Below are 16,294 nucleotides of genomic sequence, written 5' to 3'. Positions count from 1 at the left end.
TCATGGACCAGACCGCCCCTGACGTGGCACTCTGCCAGGACGGCAGGGGTTCGGAGGTGGGCGGTGGCGAGCAAGGACTCGTTGGAGGAGCAGTTCCGCGAGTTCGTCGCGGCCCGCTCCGCCGCGCTCCTGCGCACCGCTTATCTGCTCACCGGCGACTGGGCCACGGCCGAAGACCTGCTCCAGACGGCGCTGACCAAGACCTACCTGGCGTGGAAGCGGCTCGGCGGGATCGAGGCGGTCGAGCCGTACGCCCGGCGTGTGATGGTCAACACGTCCACCAGCTGGTGGCGGCGTCGCTGGCACGGCGAACGCCCGACCGAGGTGCTGCCCGAGCGGGCCGGCGTCGACGAGATCGAGCAGCAACTTGACCGTGACCTGCTCTGGCGGCATCTCCGGGAGTTGCCCAACCGGCAGCGGGCAGTGCTGGTGCTGCGCTACTACGAGGACATGTCGGAGGCGCAGACCGCCGCGATGCTCGACATTTCACCCGGCACCGTGAAGAGCCAGACGTCCCGGGCGCTCGCCACGCTGCGTCGGCGGCTGGGCGCGGACGCACCGGATCTGGCAGCCGCCGCCGGCATCGCCGGCCGGTCTGGTGCTGCCGACACTGCCGCGGGCGCGATCGGCGCCGCCGGCCGGACGACGGGCTCGGGCTCCCGGACCGGGCGAGTCCCGGCGGCCGGCGCCGCCGCCTCACCCCGTCCCGGACGGGAGGCTGGCCGACGGGTGCCCCGCCCCACCGCTGCACCGCGTGTGATCAATCCGCAGGTGGTCCTGCCCACCGCCCCGGCGGCCGTGCCCGTCGGCACGGGCTCCGGGGAACAGCAGTGAGTCAGTTCCCCGGCCGACCCGACAACCTGACGGACGGCCCGCAGCGTTCCTACCAGGTGCGGCCTGACGAGTTGGAAGGTGCGGTGCGGGAGACCCTCTCGCACCGGGTCGCCCTTGCCCGCCCGCTGAGCGTCGACCCGGCCGGCCAGGCCATCCGTCGCGCGAACCGGATCCGTCGCCGACGCACCGCCGCCGGCCTCGCCCTCGCGGCGGTCGCCACGGTCCTGCTCAGCGCCGGCATGGCCCAGCTCGGTGCCGAGACCAGGCGGGACGGCCCACCCATCGTCGTTATCGGCGACCCCGACCCGACCAGCCGACCGGTCCCGACAGCCAGCATTCCCGGCCCCGCCCCCACGCCCACGGCGTCGACCCTGCTCCTCGTCAGCGAGACGCTGGTCAGCGCCGACGGGCGGCGGCTGGTGTTGTCCGACGTCGGGCCGGCCGAACGGGTCCAGCCGCTGCCCAGCGGACACGGTTGGCTGGTGGTGGGCGCACCGAGCATCGCCGGGCGCTTCCTGTGGGTGGTGCAGGACGACGGTCTGGTGCAGGTGCTGTTGGCCGGTGCCGGAGCGATCGTCCTGGCTCCCGACAGCAGCCAGGTCGCCTGGCGCGACGGAGACGATCTCCTGATGGCGGGCGTGGTCGGCACCCAACTCATCGGGTCGGTGCGCACCCCGGTGCCGGCTGCGGCAGAGCCCGTCCGGTTCGTCGGTGACAGCGTGCTGGTCCGACTCGACCCGGCCAGCGCCGGTCACACGCTCTGGCGGCCCGGTGCCGGGCCGCTGCCCGACGCCCTCGACCGCAAGAGCCTCAACGTCTACGGGCGACTGCCCGACGGGCGGCTCGTCGGTCAGGTCAGCACGACCGATCCGGACCGGACCTGCCTCGCCGTCCTCACCCCGACACGTCAGCTGGACCCGGTACGCACGGGCTGCGGCCCGGACCTGAGCCAGGACGGCGTCGGCGGGGTTTCACCGGACGGGCGGTGGCTGTTGGTCAACGAGAACAACAGCTCGGCCGGTCGGTCCCTGCTGGTCGACCTGTTGCGGCTGGGGCCGGATGCGACAGCCGTCCCGGCCGGGCCGCCGATGACCGGGGCGATCGTCTGGAGCGACAAGTCCCAGGCCTCCTACCTCGACGGCGACGGCAAGCTCGTCCGGGTCGACGTCGGTCAGGTGCGGGCGGGAAAGCCCGCCAGCCCCGCTGCGGTGCCCGGTGTGCCAGCCGGAGAGCGGCCGATCCTGGTGCAGGGCTTCTGACCCCGCTGGCCCATGTGAGCCAGGCTCACCGTTTCCTCGGTAACGTCGGGCGGTGACCTCGCGTACCGGCCCCGCCCCCCGGATCGACCTGCACGCCCACTCGACGGCCAGCGACGGCACGCTGACCCCGGCCGAGCTGGTCGGCGCGGCCTCCGACGCCGGGCTGGACGTGCTGGCGATCACCGACCACGACACCACGGCCGGCTGGGCGCCGGCAGTGGCCGCGCTGCCGCCGGGTCTGCGCCTGATCCGGGGTGCGGAGCTGTCGTGTCGCTGGTCCGGTCCGCAGCCGGCGGTGCCGCTGCACCTGCTCGCGTACCTGTTCGACCCGGACCACCCGGAGCTGGTGGCCGAGCTGACGCGGGTCCGGGCCGCCCGGGAGGAGCGTGGTGAACGGATCGTCGCCCTCCTGCGGGACGACGGCATCGACGTGAGCTGGCCGGCCATCCTGGCCGGCGCGGGTGGCGGCACCGTAGGGCGTCCGCACATCGCGCAGGCGCTCATCCGCGCCGGTCTGGTCGGCAGCGTCCGGGAGGCGTTCGGCCCGGACTGGCTGGGCGAGCGGTACCGGCTGCCCAAGGAGGACATCGACGTGTTCCGGGCCGTTCGTCTGGTCCGCGCGGCTGGAGGCGTGCCGGTCTTCGCCCACCCGCGAGCCACCCGACGCGGCCGGGTGGTGCCCGACGAGCTGATCGCCGAGCTGGCCGCCGCCGGGCTCGCCGGGCTCGAAGCCGACCACGAGGACCACAGCCCGGCCGAGCGGGAACACGTGCGGGGGCTCGCCGCCGAGTTGGGCCTGCTCGTCACCGGCTCCTCGGATTTTCACGGTACCCACAAGACCGTTCAACTCGGCGCGTTCAGCACCGGCGTCGAGGCGTACGAGCGGATCGTCGCCGACGGGGTGACCGAGGTCGCTTCGGGTTGATCCGGGTATTTCGCCCATCGCCGCGCGGCTAGGTTGATCACGTGGATCTGAAGCTGTTCGGCGAGGTTTTCGTGACCCTGCTGGTGATCACTGACCCGCCGGGCATGATGCCGATCTTCCTGGCGCTGACCGGCCCACTGCCCGCCCGTGACCGCAACCGGGCCGCCTGGCAGGCCGTCACGCTGGCGTTGGGCGTCATCGTGGTGTTCGCGGTGGCGGGGCAGACCCTGCTGGACTACCTGCACGTCGACCTCCCGGCGTTGCAGGCGGCCGGCGGGCTGCTGCTCGTGCTCGTCGCACTGGAACTGCTCACCGGCAAGACCGACGGCCCCAGCTCGGACGCCACCTCGAACATCGCACTGGTGCCGCTGGGCACCCCACTGCTGGCCGGACCGGGCGCCATCGTGGCCACCATGCTCTTCGTCCAGCAGGCCGACGGGCTGGCGGACTTCACCGCCATCGCCGTGGCGATCCTCGCCGTGATGCTCGCCGTCTGGATCGTCCTGCGTTTCTCCGGCGGCATCGTCAAGATCCTGCGACCCGGTGGCATCGAGGTTCTGACCAGGATCGCCGGCCTGCTGCTGGCCGCGATCGCCGTGCAGCTCATCGCCGACGCGGTGTTCGCCTTCGTCACGCAGTACGTCAACATGACCTGACGGCACGCGCGCGATGTCGGGGGCGGATGGCAGGATCGCAGGCGTGCGACGATCCTCATCAGCGGGGCGGCCCGCCGCCGGCGGCCGGGCTCCGCGGCAGCGCGCCGGCGACGCCGAGCAGCTCGGCTTCGAGGGCATGCCCGAGCGGCTCTTCGTCTGCACCCCCAGCAAGCTCGGCGCGTACGCGGACTGCCCGCGTCGCTACCGCTACTCCTACGTCGACCGGCCCGCCCCGCCCAAGGGCCCGCCGTGGGCGCACAACTCGCTCGGCGCCAGCGTGCACACCGCCCTGAAGAACTGGTATGCGCTGCCCGCCGACCGAAGGCGTCCCGAGGTGCTGGCCACGCTACTCAAGGGCACCTGGGTCCGCGAGGGCTACCGCGACGACGAGCAGGAGCGGGCCGCCTACCGGCGGGCGCTGGGGTGGCTGGAGTCGTACGTCGACACGCTGGAGCCGGATTCCGACCCGCTCGGCGTCGAGCGGGTGGTGGCGGTCAAGACCGCGGTGTTGGCGTTCAACGGTCGTGCCGACCGGATCGACTCCCGGCCCGGCCCGGAGGGGCCGGAGCTGGTCATCGTCGACTACAAGACCGGTCGCACCGGGCTGGACACGGACGACGCCCGGGGCTCGCAGGCGCTGGCGCTCTACGCGTACGCCGCCGAGCGGGTGTTTCGTCGGCCGTGCCGCCGGGTGGAGCTGCACCACCTGCCGACCGGCACGGTCGCCGGCCACGACCACACGGTCGAGTCGCTGGCCCGACAACTGACCCGCGCCGAAGAGACGGCCCGCGACATCATGGCCGCCGAGCGGTCGGTCGCCGACGGCGCCGACGCGGACGAGGCTTTCCCGGTGGCACCCGGCCCGCGCTGTGGCTGGTGCGACTTCCGACGGCACTGCCCGACGGGCGCGCAGGTCCCGGGCAAGGAGCCGTGGGCGGCCATGGACCGGCCCGCCGACGGGTGATCCCCTACCGAGGGGCAGGTCAGCCGGCCGGCGTGGCGGCCGCGTGGCGCGCGGCCCGCTCCTTGGCCGCCTGGATCAACGGCCCCTCCAGATAACGCCGGGGGACGGTGGCGAAGGCGAGCCGCAGCGCCCGCACGCTCAGGTCCGCCGACAGTGCGGTGGTCGGCAGGCCGATACCCCCGTACATCCGGTGTGCCCAGGCCGGCAGCAGCGCGAACGCGGTGCCCGCGATCCCCAGGTACGCCCAGCGCGGCGGGCCCAGCGTGAGCCCCAACCGGACCGGCAGGCTGAGCTTCCACGGCAGCGGCGGGGCGGTGAGGAACACCGCCGTCTCGGCGGCCTCCCGGGTCATCCGCAACTGTGGCCGTACACCCTCGTAGTAGTCGGCGACCTCGGCGGCGGTCCCCGGGACGGTGGCCGGGTCCAGGCCGACCAGGGCGGCGGCACGGCGCTGCTCGGTGTAGTAGCCGTCCACCTCGTCGTCGCTCAGCGGCAGCCCGGCGCGTCGGGCCGTGCTGAGGAACGACTCGACCTCGGTCACGTGCACCCAGCGCAGCAGGTCCGGTTCGTCGATCCGGAACTGCTCACCGGTGAGCGTGTCGGTGGCCCGCAGGCGGTCGTGCAGGCGACGCAGCCGGGCCCCGGCGGCCTGCGCCTCGGCGGTGGTCCCGTAGACGGTGGTCGCCACGTAGGTGGCGGTGCGAACCAGCCGACCCCAGGCGTCGGTGCGGTAGTTGCTGTTCTGCGCGACCCCGGCCATGGCCCGGGGGTGCAACGCCTGGAGGTAGAGCGAGCGCAGGCCGGCGACGATCAGGATCGGCTCCTCGTGCACCTTCCACGTGACCGAACCCGGACCGAAAAGGCCGAGGTCATCGGAGTCCACCGCACAAGAGTGCCACGGTCGGGCCGACCGCGCCGGTCACGTGCCGCCGGTGCCGGTGGTCAGACGTCGGCGGAGCGGCGGGCCCGGCAGCCCGGGCAGAGGCCCCAGAAGGTCACCTCGGCCTCGTCGACCTCGAACCCGTGCGCGCTGTTCGGCTCCAGGCACGGTGCGCTGCCCACCGCGCAGTCGATGTCGGCGATCTCGCCGCAGCCCCGGCAGACCACGTGGTGGTGGTTGTCGCCCACCCGCGCCTCGTAGCGGGCGGGACTGCCCGCCGGCTCGATCCGGCGGGACAGCCCGGCCCGGGACAGCGCGCCCAGCACGTCGTAGACAGCCTGGGTGGAGACCGAGTCGAGGCGTTCGCGCACCCGCCGGGTGATCTCGTCGACCTCCAGGTGGCCGCCGTCGGCGAGCACGTCGAGCACCGCGAGGCGGGGGCGCGTGACACGCAGGCCCCTCGACCGCAGCAACTCCTCGGCACCGGACATTGGCCAATGACAGCACGCCCGACCCGCATCGACAACCGTCGCCCGCTCCGGGTGGCCACCGACACAGCCACGCAAAGATCGGGGGTACGGCCCGAGCGGGTGAACCCGATCGACGCGGCGCGCGTGTCATCCGTCGAGAGCCTGGGGACGATCGGCGGACCATAGGCTGAACAACCCTGACCATGATCCACCTGGAGGGTTCGATGTTCGAGGAGATCCTGGGTCTACCGGTGCACGTCCTGGTAATCCACGCGGTCGTCGTGTTCGTGCCGCTGCTGGCGGTACTGGCCATCGCGTACGTGGGGCTACCGCGATGGCGGCACCGGCTGGACTGGGCCCTGGGCCTCCTCGCCGTGGCCGCGCCGGTGACCGCCTACGTCGCGGTCAAGTCGGGTGAGGCGCTCACCGACGCGCTGGTGGCCCGGGGCTTCCAGGGGCCGATCCTCGATCAGATCTTCGAGCACTCCCGCTACGGTGACATCCTGCTGCGCGTCGTGGTGCCGCTCGGGATCGTGGCCATCCTGCTGCTCGTGGCGACCAGTGGGCACCCCCGGGTGCCGCAGCTGCCCGCGCTGGTCACCCCCGTGCTGGCGGTAGCGACGGTGGGGCTCTCCATCGCCGCCCTGATCTACGTCTACCTGACCGGGCACTCCGGTGCCGAGACGGTGTGGGGCACCACGCTCTGAGCTGTTGCTCGCCGCTGCCGCCGGGGGCCTCAGAAGATGACCCGTGAGCAGAGCAGGCAGAGCAGTACCAGCAGCACCACGCCGGCCGCCGCCCCGAAGCCGTAGGTGACCCGCTGCGACCGCTGCTCGGCCGCGTCCAGGTCGGCCATGTCCTGCGGCGGCAGCCGTCGCGGCGGCGCCGGCTGCAGATGTACGGGTGGACGCCAACCCGTCGGCGGCGGCACGCTCGGCGGCGGGCCGGAGTACCCGCTGGTTGCGGCTCCCGTCGGCGCCGGCGCGATTGGTGCGGGCGGCGGGCCCGCGTTCCCGCTGACGGGGCCTCCTGCCGGTGCCGGTGCGGGCGGCGGCGGGCCCGCGTTCCCGTTGGGAGGCTGGCCCGTCGATGCCGGGCTGGCCTGCTCGTTCTGCTGCGCGTTGGTCGGCCCGGCCGGTGGTGTGGTCGCGGGTGCGGCGGGAGGTTGGTCCGCCACCGCGTCGTCACCGGTGTCGGGCCGTCGCCAGTAGTCGTCCGGGTCGCTGCCACCGCTGGGGGTCGTCACGCCGTCCGACGCTACCAACGCCGCCGACAGCGCGGTCGCTTCTGGCCGGCGTGCCCACTGTCGGCGGTTCTGCCGGCTCCGGGCCGGCGTGCCCAGTGCCGGCGGCCCGGCTGGCTCCGGCCGGCGTGCCCAGTGCCGGCGGTCCGGCCGGGCTCTGGCCGGCGTGCCCAGTGCCGGCGGTCCGGTTCGCCGCCGTCGGCTGAGCTAGTCTTGCCGCTCGTGAGCACCGAGGACCCTGGCACGCGCGGCGCGCGGGGAGACGATGACCGCGCCGTCGACCTGAGCGAAGACTTCGTGGTGCTGCCCGAGCAGACCACCGACGACACCGACCGTGGTTGGGGTGAGCGGTCGGGCGGCAACGACGACTGGCTGCTCGCCGAACGGCCCCCGCACTGGGACTGACCCCCGCAGGCTCGGCCAGACCCTTGACGACCTCGATCCGCCAGCGGACCTGCGGTGGATGGTGGCCGGTGCTCGACCGGGTGCCGGTGCGCCTGTCTTGCTGCGCTCGCCCGACCGACCTTGGTCGGCCTACCGGGTCGGGTCGACCGCCACCGATGGCGCGTCGGAGGGCACGGCGGTCGGAGGGCATCCGGTCGGGGTGTGCAGGACCGCGGCGGCCAGGCCGAGCAGCGCGGCGACCAGACCGGCCCGGAGCAGGGTGCGCCCGCCGGGCAGAGTGAGCTGGCGCAGCGGGCGCAACGCCCGCGCGGAATCCGGATCGACCATCGCCTCTGCCGCCTCCCGTCCCCGAGCGCCGCAGTGGCACCCGTGTACGGGAGGCTAGGCAGTTTCCGCCGCCTCGGCCGACCCGCGGCCGCCGCCTGTGGACAACCGCCCGGCCTGTGGAAAACGGGCACCCCTCGGCGCGATCTGCTAGGAGAACCGCTGTGATCGACTCGAGATCAGGGAAAGCGGGCGGTCAGAGCGACGGGGACCGGCCGACTTCCCGGAACCCGGGTGGATCGAGGCCCGACCCGTGGTGGGGTCGGGCCACGCGCGATCAGGACGTGGAGCTGGTCGCCGCCGCCTTGCCGCCGCCGGACGCGCCCGAGGACGAGCCGGAAGACGACCCCGAGGAGGACGACGACCCCGAGGACGAGGACGACCCGGACGAGGACGAGGACCCCGAAGAGGACGACGAGCTGTCAGTCGAGGACGACTCGGACTTCGCCGGCTTGGTGGTCGTGCCGCCGGCGGTCGTCTCGGAACCGGACGCCCGGGAGTCGGTGCGGTAGAAGCCCGAACCCTTGAAGACGATGCCGACCGAGTTGAAGACCTTGCGCAGCCGCCCCTGACACGCCGGGCACTCGGTCAGCGGCTCGTCAGAGAAGGACTGCACCGCCTCGAGCTGCTCACCGCACGTGGTGCAGGCGTACTGGTACGTGGGCACGTTCTCCTCCGGATCTGGGCTCAGCCAGTTGGCACTCGACGTATTCGAGTGCCAATGGTGCGTCATTCGCCCCGGGTTCGTCCAGCAGACGTGTGGGGCGCGACACCGTGCGCCGTACCCGGGCCGCCGTCAAGCGTACGCACCCCGTCGGCGGGAGTGACGACCGCGCGCACCCGACGGTCGTGGGGCTCCGCCGGCAGCGCCTCGACCAGCTCACCGTCGTGCAGCGGCACCACGGTGAGGGCCGTCGCGGGCACCCGGGCGAGGGCGCGGTCGTACGAACCGCCACCACGCCCGAGCCGCCGGCCGTGGTGGTCGACCGCGAGAGCCGGAACGACCACGAGTTCCGCCTGCGCCACGGCGGCCACCCCGAGACGGGCACCGAGCGGTTCTCGGATACCCCGCCCCGCCGCGATCAACGCGTCGGGCCCGGTATACGCCGCCCAGTCCAGATCCAGGTCGGCAAGGAGCACCGGCAGCAGCAACTCGGCGTCCGGCGGGAGCGCCGCCCGCAGCACCTCGGGCAGGTCACCGCCGCCCGGTTCGGAGCCGACCGGCACGTACGCCGTCATTCGGTGTGGGCGCAGTCGGCGTACCAGGGCGACCAGCTCGGCCTGCACGCGCCCGGCGGCGGCTGCCCGGCTCTGAGCGGGCAGCGACCGGCGGCGAGCGAGCAGCTCGACGCGGGTGTTCCGCTTCGCCACCCGGGTCACTTCCGCTTCATCAGAAAATTCCGGCACGCAACACTCCTGACGCAACGCCTCTCCCACGGTTGCACTGTGTCAGCATCGCAAGCAACGGAGGCGGAACTTCCGGGGGGACGAGTGACGCTACGCGGGCGGTTGACGGCAGCCTTCCTCGTGGTGGTGCTCGGGCCCGTCCTGCTCGGCGCGCTCTTCGTCGCCTCCACCGTCGCGGCGGTGGACCGCAGCCGCTCCACCGAGCGCCTGGCGGTGGCTGCTTCCACGGTTCGTACCTCGGTCGACGCGCTCTGCCAGCAGCTACGCGCCACCGCCGACGCGGTGGCGCTCACCGCCGATCCGGCCGTCGCCGCCGCGCAACTGGTCGGTCGGGGTCTGGCCGCCGCGGTGCTGGTCAGCGACGTGACCGGCCAGGTCACCTACCTCTCGCCCGGTGCCCCGTCGACCCCGTGGCAGGACTGCGACGGCTCGGCCGAGGCCACGAACGGGGGCTCGAACCCAGGCTCGGACGGCCCGGTCCGGGCGTTGGCCGCCCAGGTCGACCTGCACGATCGCGCCGGCGCCCGGCTGGGCACCGTGACCGCCGCGCAACTGGTCGACCCGGCCTTCGTGGCCCGACTGGCGGCGGTGACCGGGGTGGCGGTCACCCTCCTCGACAGTGGGGCGAGCGCTGCGCGGGTCACCCACACGACCGAGTCCCGCGACGTCCGCGACGCGGTGCTGGCCGCCGCCGTCGACGTACGGGGCGAGCAGGTCACCGAGACCAACGAGGGTCGGTACGTGCGCAGGCTCGGGCCCTCCGACGCGCAGCCGCTGCCGCTGGTGCTCTCCGTGCCCAGTGAACGGCCACCGGGGTTGCACGCCACGCTGCTCGGGGTGGTCGTGCTGGCCGGGCTGCTCGCGGTGCTGGCCGCGTGGCGACTGGCCCGGGTGACCACCCGGCCGCTGGCGGAGCTGGCCGGTGCCGTCGACCGGGTGGCCCAGGGCGACCTGACCGCCCGGGTGCCGGTGCGCAGTCGTGACGAGTTGGGTCGGCTGGCCGCCGCCTTCAACCGGATGACCCGGGAGACCGGCTCCTACGTCGCGGCGTTGACCAGCAACCGCGACCAGCTGCGCGGGCACCTCGCGGTGCTCGGCGACACCCTGGCCAGCACACACGACCTGCAACGCATCCTGCGGGTGATCCTGCGCAGTGCCATCGGCGCCACCGGCGCGCGTGCCGGTGCCGTCCTGCTGGTGGAGACCGGCGGGGTGCTCGTCGCGCAGTGCACCGAGGGTTTGGACGGGCGCTGGCCGGCGGAGGAGGCGGACGGGTCGCCGACGCTCCGGGTGCCGGTCGGCGTCGGCGTGGTCGGTGAGGTCGCCGCGACCGGGGAACCACAGCGGGGGAGGGCGGAGCCGACCGGGGCGCCGACGGGTGAGCCACGCTGTCGCACCTACGTCGCGGTTCCGTTCGCCGCCCCGCCCGGCGGTGCCACGGCCACCCTCGGCGGATCCTCGGGGCCGGTCGACGAGGCGGGCGCGGCGGCCGCCCTCGGCGTGCTGGCCCTCTACGACCGGCTGGGCGTCGACGAGTTCGACGACGACGACCTGGCCACCCTGCGCACCTTCGCCGGCCACGCGGCGGTGGCGGTGGACAACGTCCGGGTGCACGAGGAGGCGCAGCGGCTCTCCCTCACCGACCCGCTCACCGGGCTGTGGAACTACCGCTACCTGCGCGAGTCGATCCGGCGGGAGGTGGAACGGGCCAGCCGCTTCGGGCGGATGCTCAGCGTCCTCGCGTTGGACCTGGACCGGTTCAAGGACGTCAACGACACCTACGGGCACGCCGCGGGGGACACCGTGCTGGCCGAGTTCGCCAGGCGGGTGCGCGGGGAGATCCGGGAGGTCGACCTCGCCTTCCGCCAGGGTGGCGAGGAGTTCGTGCTGCTGCTGCCGGAGACCGACGCGCGGGGCGCGGCGATCGTGGCCGAGCGGCTCGGCGCGGCGGTGCGCGACACGCCCATCGCCGTCGAGGGGTACGCCGGGCCGGTCCTGGTGACCGTATCGGTGGGCATCGCCGTCTTCCCGGACCACGGCAGCACCGGGCGGGAGGTGCTGGAGGCCGCCGACGACGCCCTCTACGCGGCCAAGGCGGCGGGCCGCGACACGTACCGCGTCGGCGAGGTTCGCTCGGATCTGCCGACCCGGGAGATCCCGGTGCTCGCGTGTGCGGCGAGCCCACCCGACGGGCTGCCACGCGCCGGCCAGCCCGTGCAGGCCACCCGGGAGCCGGGCGGGCCCGCCCGGTCCGACCCGGCGGCGGGCGTACCTGAATCATCGGTGGCGGGCCCGGCGCACGCCCGGCCGGATTCGGCCGACGACACGCCGGAAAGCGCGACGGGCGGCACGCGGGCCGGCCCGGACGCGGCCCGGCCGGGGTCGGGTGGCGGCGCGTCTTCTGGGCCACACCCGCCGCGGCAGAGCCGTGGCCGATAGTCTCGCGGCATGTCGGAGCACTCAGCGAACCCCTCATCGACGGTCGCCGCAAACGGCCGTCCCCTGGCGGTCAAGGCCGTCATCCCGGCCGCCGGACTGGCCACCCGGTTCCTGCCGGCCACCAAGGCGGTGCCCAAGGAATTGCTGCCGGTGGTGGATCGGCCGGTGTTGCAGTACATCGTCGAGGAGGCCACGCAGGCCGGCATCGGTGACGTGTTGCTGATCACCGGTCGGGGTAAGACGTCGATGGTGGACCACTTCGACCGTCGCCCGGACCTGGAGACCAGGTTGGAGGAGAAGGGCGACGCCGAGCGGCTCGCCGCCGTGCGTCGGCCCAGCGAGCTGGCCGAGATCTACACCGTGCGGCAGCCCGAGCAGCTCGGGCTCGGCCACGCCATCGGGTACGCCGAGTCGCACGTCGGCGACGACGCCTTCGCGGTGCTGCTCGGCGACGAGTTCGTCAAGCCGTCGGAGCCGTTGCTGCCGGCGATGCTGGAGTTGCAGGCCCGCACCGGCGGTGTGGTGCTCGCCTTCTTCGAGGTCGACCCGTCCGAGACCAAGCGGTACGGGATCGCCTCCGTCGAGCCGGCCGAGTCGGAGCTGACCGACATCGGCGAGGTCGTCAAGGTGACCGGCATGGTGGAGAAGCCGCAGCCGGAGGACGCTCCGAGCAACCTCGCGGTGCTCGGCCGCTACGTGCTGCCGGGCAAGATCTTCGACGCGATCCGGCGGACCAAGCCGGGCAGCGGCGGCGAGATCCAGCTGACCGACGCGATGGAGCTGCTGCGCAGCGAGGGCACCCCGGTGCACGCGATCGTCTACCGGGGCACCCGCTACGACACCGGCATGCCGCTGGGGTACCTCCAGACGGTGGTGCAGATCGCCGCCGAACGCGAGGACCTGGGCACCGAGTTCCGGTCCTGGCTGGCCGACTTCGTCAAGGCCGACGCGGCAGGCGGATCTGGTACATGACAGCGACGGCCGACGCCGAGGCGGCCGCGAACGAGTTGACGCCGCTCGCCGACTACCTGGGCAGCGTGCTGCGCAGGTTGCGCGCGCTGCCGCCACTCGACCTCGACCTCACCCAGGCGCACGGCAACGTCCTCGCCGAGGACGTCGTCGCGCCGCACGCCTTCCCGGCCTTCGACCAGGCGGCCGTGGACGGCTACGCCGCGCGCTGGGAGGACATCTCGGGAGGGGGCCGGGGGCCGAGTTACGTCCCGGCCCCTTCCGGCACGCGCGGCGGTCGCACCATCCGGCTCAACGTGGTCGGCGATCTCGGTGCCGCCAGCTGGCGGCCGGTCCGGCTCACCCCCGGCTCGTGCTTCTCGGTGGCCGCCGGGGCTCCGCTGCCGGTCGCCGCTGACGTCGTGGTCCCGGTGGAGTGGACCGACCAGGGCATGGCCGCCGTGGAGATCTTCCGTACCCCCAAACGGGGGTACGGGGTACGCCGGGCGGGTGAGGAGCTGCCCGCCGGCACGTTGCTCGCTCGGGCCGGCACCTACGTGTCCCCGGCCCTGGTCGCCGTCTTCGCGGCGACCGGCATCGGGCACGTGGTGGTGCGGCCCAGTCCACGGGTGGTCATCGTGGCCACCGGTGACGAACTCGTCGACGTGGGCCGGGGCAGTCAGCCCGGTCAGGTGGTGGACGCGAACTCGCACGCGCTGACCGCCGCGGCGGCCGAGGTGGGCGCGTTGGCGTACCGGGTGGGAATCTGCGACGACGACCCGGAGGGGCTGCGCGGGCTGCTGGAGGACCAGACGCTGCGCGCCGACCTGATCATCACGACCGGGGGCACCGGCACCGGCCCCGGAGACATGGTGCGTCGGATCCTCTCCCGCCGTGAGGGCGGTCGCGCCGGGCCGGTCACCTTCACCGACGTGGCGCTCTACCCCGGCACCGCGCTCGGGTTCGGCACTGTCGGCGCCGAGGAGGTGCCGGTCGTCTGCCTGCCCGGCGACCCGGGTGCCGCGTTGATCGGCTTCGAGGTGTTGGCCCGCCCCGCCATCCAACTGCTCGCCGGCGCCGAACCGGTGTTCCGACCCAGTGTGCGGGCACACCTGCTGGAGACCGTGTCGTCGCCGACCGGGCTGCGCGAGTTCCGGCCGGCGCACGTCGCCGAGCGACGCGGCGGCGGGTACACGGTCCAGCCGCTCAGCGGCGGACCGTTCACCCTCTCCGGGTTGGCCGAGGCCAATGGGCTGCTGGTGCTCGGCGAGCGGGTCACCACGGCCGCAGCCGGTTCCACAGTGGATGTCCTGCTGCTGGACCGCCGCCGGTGACACGTCCCGGCCGGCCCGCTCGCGGCCCGCGTCGGGTGATCGTCGGATCTGTGCGGTCGACGCGGTGAGGCCACTTGCGCGCGACACGGTCCCGCGCGGGAGACTGTCCAGGTGAGTCTCTTCGGACCCGCGCGGGCACCGGGCTGGCCGGTGGAGCTGGCCGACGGCCCAGTGCTGCTGCGGCCCTACCGGCGCTCCGACGCGGCGGCATGGTCGGAGGTGCGGCGGGCCAACCGGGCCTGGCTGGCACCCTGGGAGTCGTCACTGCCCGGCGGCTGGGACGAGATGAACTCGCCGGCCGCGTTCCGCTGGGTGCACCGTGACCAGCGGCGATCGGCCCGCGAGGGTGAGGGCATGCCGTTCGCGGTCTGCCTGCGTGAGGCCGACCGGGACCGGCTGGTCGGGCACATCAACGTGGGCAGCATCGTGCGACGGGCGCTCTGCTCCGGCTACGTCGGCTACTGGGTGGACGCCCGGGTCGCCGGCCAGGGTGTCATCCCGACCGCGCTGGCGCTCGCCGTGGACCACGCGTTCGGCCCGGGCGGGCTGCACCGGGTGGAAGTGAACATCCGTCCGGAGAACCAGCCTTCCCGGCGGGTGGTGGAGAAGTTGGGCTTCCGCGAGGAGTCGTACCACGTGCGCTACATGCACATCGACGGCGCGTGGCGGGACCACATCGGGTACGCGATGACGAGTGAGGAGATCGCCGCCGAGGGTGGCCTGCTGGCCCGCTGGCACCGGGTTCGCGCCAACGCGCGGTAGGAGGATTTCCGGACATTCGCCCACTCGTCCCACGGACGGGATCGGCGCGGCGCGGTGGCAACCCGGTCGGTGCGCCGTAACCTCAAGTAACTGCAAGCTGCGGCAAGCGCTCCCCGGCCGGACGATCCACGCGCCCAGGCGTGATCGATGGAAGATCCTGCGGTCGGGTGGCGGTTGCTTCGAATTCGGTGACGGGAGGGGTGAGGGTGCCGACCTCGGTGCTCCTCGCCGTCCTCGCCGCCGCCGGCCTGCTCGCCCTGGCCCCGGCGTTGGTTCGCCGGTACGACGCCACCGAGCGGCTGGTGGCGGAGCGGGCGCAGTCGACGGCGCGGGTGCTCCAGCGCCGCCGACGGCGCCGCACTGTGCCGGGACGGCGACCCGTCCATCCTCCGCGCTCACTGGTTGTGACGCTCAGTGAGGATGCGACTACCGGCGCGTTGAGCGCGCCGGTCTCCGCGCCGCCGGCCGTCCGCCGCTCCGGCCGACTGCGCGCCGTGCCCGCCGCGCCGAAGCGGTCCCGTCGCCGCCCGCCGCCGCGCCGACAGCACACCCCCGCCGTGTACCGGCGTCGCCGGGTGCTCGCCGCCCTGCTGCTCCTCAACGTCGTCGAGTTGATCGGTGTGCTGTTCGTCAGCCCCGGCTTCTGGGTCGGCTTCGGGGTCACCTTCCTGCTCCTGGCCCTCTACGTCGTGCACCTGCGGGGTCAGGCCCTGGCCGGGCGTCGCCGCCGCCGCGCCCGAGCCCGGGAGGCCGCCTGGTTGGCCGCCCGGCAGGCCGAGGTGCGCCGGGAGCAGGCCCGCCGGGCCGCGGCCCGCCGGGAGGCGCAGCGCCGCCTCGCCGCCCAACGCGAAGGGGTACGCCGAGCCGCCATGGGCCTGGACCGGCCGGGGGACCTGCCGGCGGCGGTCAACGGTGGATCGGTCTCGTACCGGCGGTCGGGCGGCCTGCGTGGTCGCCCCTACGAGGCCGGCCGAGGCGCCTGACCCGGCCCGCGGCCGTGCCTCGGTCCGGGCCGTGCCTGGCTGGCTTGATCGACTCGGGTTCCTGGAAGTCGGGGGGTTGCGGCGTCCGGGATGCCCCGATTTCCAGGAACCCGAGTCGATCTTCGGGCGGGCCGGAGCGCCGGGCCGGGGGCGGATTCGCGGTGGAGGCCGACGACCTGTTAGCCTTGCTGCCGGCCCGCCCGGTGTAAGCCGGGTGGGACCGAAGCCGGTTCGCCGGCGGGGGGCTGTGGCGCAGACTGGTAGCGCACCTCGTTCGCATCGAGGGGGTCAGGGGTTCAAATCCCCTCAGCTCCACCCCAGGTAAGAAGGCCGTCTCCCGTATGGGAGGCGGCCTTTTTCGATCTTGTGTAGCGGCAGGCGCCGCGCGTCCCGAACGGACCCGAACGGGCCCGAACAGTCCCGAACAGCCCATCTGTCCCAAACGGCGATCATCGGTGCTC

The 16,294-nt window shown here is 73.7% G+C and carries 18 protein-coding genes, 1 tRNA gene and 1 pseudogene; 14 read left to right on the top strand and 6 right to left on the bottom strand.

Going from position 1 to position 16,294, the window contains the following annotated elements; translation table 11 throughout:
* Positions 1 to 63: 63 nt before the first annotated feature.
* Genes ACZ6NZ_RS01010 through ACZ6NZ_RS00990 form a run of 5 tightly spaced genes read left to right on the top strand, consistent with a single transcriptional unit; the run spans position 64 to position 4,638 of the window.
* Positions 64 to 834 (top strand): SigE family RNA polymerase sigma factor, encoded by a 771-nt coding sequence (locus tag ACZ6NZ_RS01010; protein WP_465854673.1) that lies wholly within the window; start codon positions 64 to 66, stop codon positions 832 to 834.
* Positions 831 to 2,093 (top strand): hypothetical protein, encoded by a 1,263-nt coding sequence (locus ACZ6NZ_RS01005; protein ID WP_465854671.1) that lies wholly within the window; start codon positions 831 to 833, stop codon positions 2,091 to 2,093. Before ACZ6NZ_RS01010 ends, ACZ6NZ_RS01005 begins: the two co-directional genes overlap by 4 nt.
* Before the next feature lie 52 nt (positions 2,094 to 2,145).
* The gene (locus ACZ6NZ_RS01000; protein WP_465854669.1) at positions 2,146 to 3,018 is read left to right on the top strand and encodes a PHP domain-containing protein; all 873 of its coding nucleotides are present in this window, start codon (positions 2,146 to 2,148) and stop codon (positions 3,016 to 3,018) included.
* 41 nt (positions 3,019 to 3,059) lie between these two features.
* Complete coding sequence (locus ACZ6NZ_RS00995; protein ID WP_238646462.1) at positions 3,060 to 3,674, top strand: MarC family protein; 615 nt, start codon at positions 3,060 to 3,062, stop codon at positions 3,672 to 3,674.
* 13 nt (positions 3,675 to 3,687) lie between these two features.
* Positions 3,688 to 4,638 (top strand): RecB family exonuclease, encoded by a 951-nt coding sequence (locus ACZ6NZ_RS00990; protein WP_465854667.1) that lies wholly within the window; start codon positions 3,688 to 3,690, stop codon positions 4,636 to 4,638.
* Positions 4,639 to 4,657: 19 nt separating this feature from the next.
* On the opposite strand, the gene ACZ6NZ_RS00985 is transcribed toward ACZ6NZ_RS00990, so the two are convergent.
* Positions 4,658 to 5,521 (bottom strand): oxygenase MpaB family protein, encoded by an 864-nt coding sequence (locus tag ACZ6NZ_RS00985; protein ID WP_465854665.1) that lies wholly within the window; start codon positions 5,519 to 5,521, stop codon positions 4,658 to 4,660.
* Between the two features lie 59 nt (positions 5,522 to 5,580).
* On the bottom strand, positions 5,581 to 6,009 hold the full coding sequence (locus ACZ6NZ_RS00980) for a Fur family transcriptional regulator (RefSeq protein ID WP_238671193.1): 429 nt from the start codon (positions 6,007 to 6,009) through the stop codon (positions 5,581 to 5,583).
* Between the two features lie 203 nt (positions 6,010 to 6,212).
* Between ACZ6NZ_RS00980 and ACZ6NZ_RS00975 the strand changes: the two genes are divergently transcribed.
* The gene (locus ACZ6NZ_RS00975; RefSeq protein WP_366606142.1) at positions 6,213 to 6,695 is read left to right on the top strand and encodes a DUF2231 domain-containing protein; all 483 of its coding nucleotides are present in this window, start codon (positions 6,213 to 6,215) and stop codon (positions 6,693 to 6,695) included.
* Between the two features lie 29 nt (positions 6,696 to 6,724).
* Here ACZ6NZ_RS00975 and ACZ6NZ_RS00970 read toward each other — a convergent pair whose 3' ends face one another.
* The gene (locus ACZ6NZ_RS00970) at positions 6,725 to 7,234 is read right to left on the bottom strand and encodes a hypothetical protein (RefSeq protein WP_465854663.1); all 510 of its coding nucleotides are present in this window, start codon (positions 7,232 to 7,234) and stop codon (positions 6,725 to 6,727) included.
* A 219-nt stretch (positions 7,235 to 7,453) separates the two neighbouring features.
* Here ACZ6NZ_RS00970 and ACZ6NZ_RS00965 point away from each other — a divergent pair, with 219 nt between their 5' ends.
* Positions 7,454 to 7,636 carry a hypothetical protein gene (locus tag ACZ6NZ_RS00965; RefSeq protein WP_465854661.1) on the top strand — a complete coding sequence of 61 codons (183 nt, stop codon included), beginning with the start codon at positions 7,454 to 7,456 and terminating at the stop codon, positions 7,634 to 7,636.
* A gap of 129 nt (positions 7,637 to 7,765) precedes the next feature.
* Here the strand turns inward: ACZ6NZ_RS00965 and ACZ6NZ_RS00960 are convergent, their stop codons facing one another.
* The gene (locus ACZ6NZ_RS00960; protein WP_465854659.1) at positions 7,766 to 7,963 is read right to left on the bottom strand and encodes a hypothetical protein; all 198 of its coding nucleotides are present in this window, start codon (positions 7,961 to 7,963) and stop codon (positions 7,766 to 7,768) included.
* A 281-nt stretch (positions 7,964 to 8,244) separates the two neighbouring features.
* Between ACZ6NZ_RS00960 and ACZ6NZ_RS00955 the strand changes: the two genes are divergently transcribed.
* Positions 8,245 to 8,472, top strand: coding sequence for a hypothetical protein (locus ACZ6NZ_RS00955; protein WP_366606205.1), 228 nt, complete (start codon positions 8,245 to 8,247; stop codon positions 8,470 to 8,472).
* 14 nt (positions 8,473 to 8,486) lie between these two features.
* Here the strand turns inward: ACZ6NZ_RS00955 and ACZ6NZ_RS00950 are convergent.
* Positions 8,487 to 8,693 (bottom strand): annotated as a pseudogene (locus ACZ6NZ_RS00950) (FmdB family zinc ribbon protein); the annotation flags it as partial.
* Entirely contained in the window at positions 8,690 to 9,367 is a 678-nt protein-coding gene (locus ACZ6NZ_RS00945) for a 5-formyltetrahydrofolate cyclo-ligase (RefSeq protein WP_465854657.1), read from the bottom strand. The gene ACZ6NZ_RS00945 and the pseudogene ACZ6NZ_RS00950, both read right to left, overlap by 4 nt.
* A gap of 84 nt (positions 9,368 to 9,451) precedes the next feature.
* On the opposite strand from ACZ6NZ_RS00945, the gene ACZ6NZ_RS00940 reads away from it, so the two are divergent.
* The 6 genes from ACZ6NZ_RS00940 to ACZ6NZ_RS00915 all read left to right on the top strand — a co-directional run bounded on the left by ACZ6NZ_RS00940 (position 9,452) and on the right by ACZ6NZ_RS00915 (position 16,148).
* Complete coding sequence (locus ACZ6NZ_RS00940; protein ID WP_465854655.1) at positions 9,452 to 11,806, top strand: diguanylate cyclase; 2,355 nt, start codon at positions 9,452 to 9,454, stop codon at positions 11,804 to 11,806.
* A gap of 9 nt (positions 11,807 to 11,815) precedes the next feature.
* Complete coding sequence (locus ACZ6NZ_RS00935) at positions 11,816 to 12,778, top strand: UTP--glucose-1-phosphate uridylyltransferase (protein WP_366605295.1); 963 nt, start codon at positions 11,816 to 11,818, stop codon at positions 12,776 to 12,778.
* Entirely contained in the window at positions 12,775 to 14,088 is a 1,314-nt protein-coding gene (locus ACZ6NZ_RS00930; protein ID WP_366605293.1) for a molybdopterin molybdotransferase MoeA, read from the top strand. The genes ACZ6NZ_RS00935 and ACZ6NZ_RS00930 overlap by 4 nt, the downstream gene beginning before the upstream one ends.
* 111 nt (positions 14,089 to 14,199) lie before the next feature.
* Complete coding sequence (locus ACZ6NZ_RS00925) at positions 14,200 to 14,850, top strand: GNAT family N-acetyltransferase (protein WP_366605291.1); 651 nt, start codon at positions 14,200 to 14,202, stop codon at positions 14,848 to 14,850.
* A 200-nt stretch (positions 14,851 to 15,050) separates the two neighbouring features.
* Positions 15,051 to 15,833, top strand: a complete 783-nt coding sequence (sepX, locus tag ACZ6NZ_RS00920; protein ID WP_181549198.1) for a divisome protein SepX/GlpR — start codon at positions 15,051 to 15,053, stop codon at positions 15,831 to 15,833.
* A gap of 241 nt (positions 15,834 to 16,074) precedes the next feature.
* Positions 16,075 to 16,148, top strand: a tRNA-Ala gene (locus ACZ6NZ_RS00915).
* Positions 16,149 to 16,294: the final 146 nt, after the last annotated feature.

Source organism: Micromonospora sp. NPDC047756 (assembly GCF_055587245.1).
The sequence above is the reverse complement of the archived record's forward strand: the minus strand, read 5'-3'. Positions and strand labels throughout refer to the sequence as shown.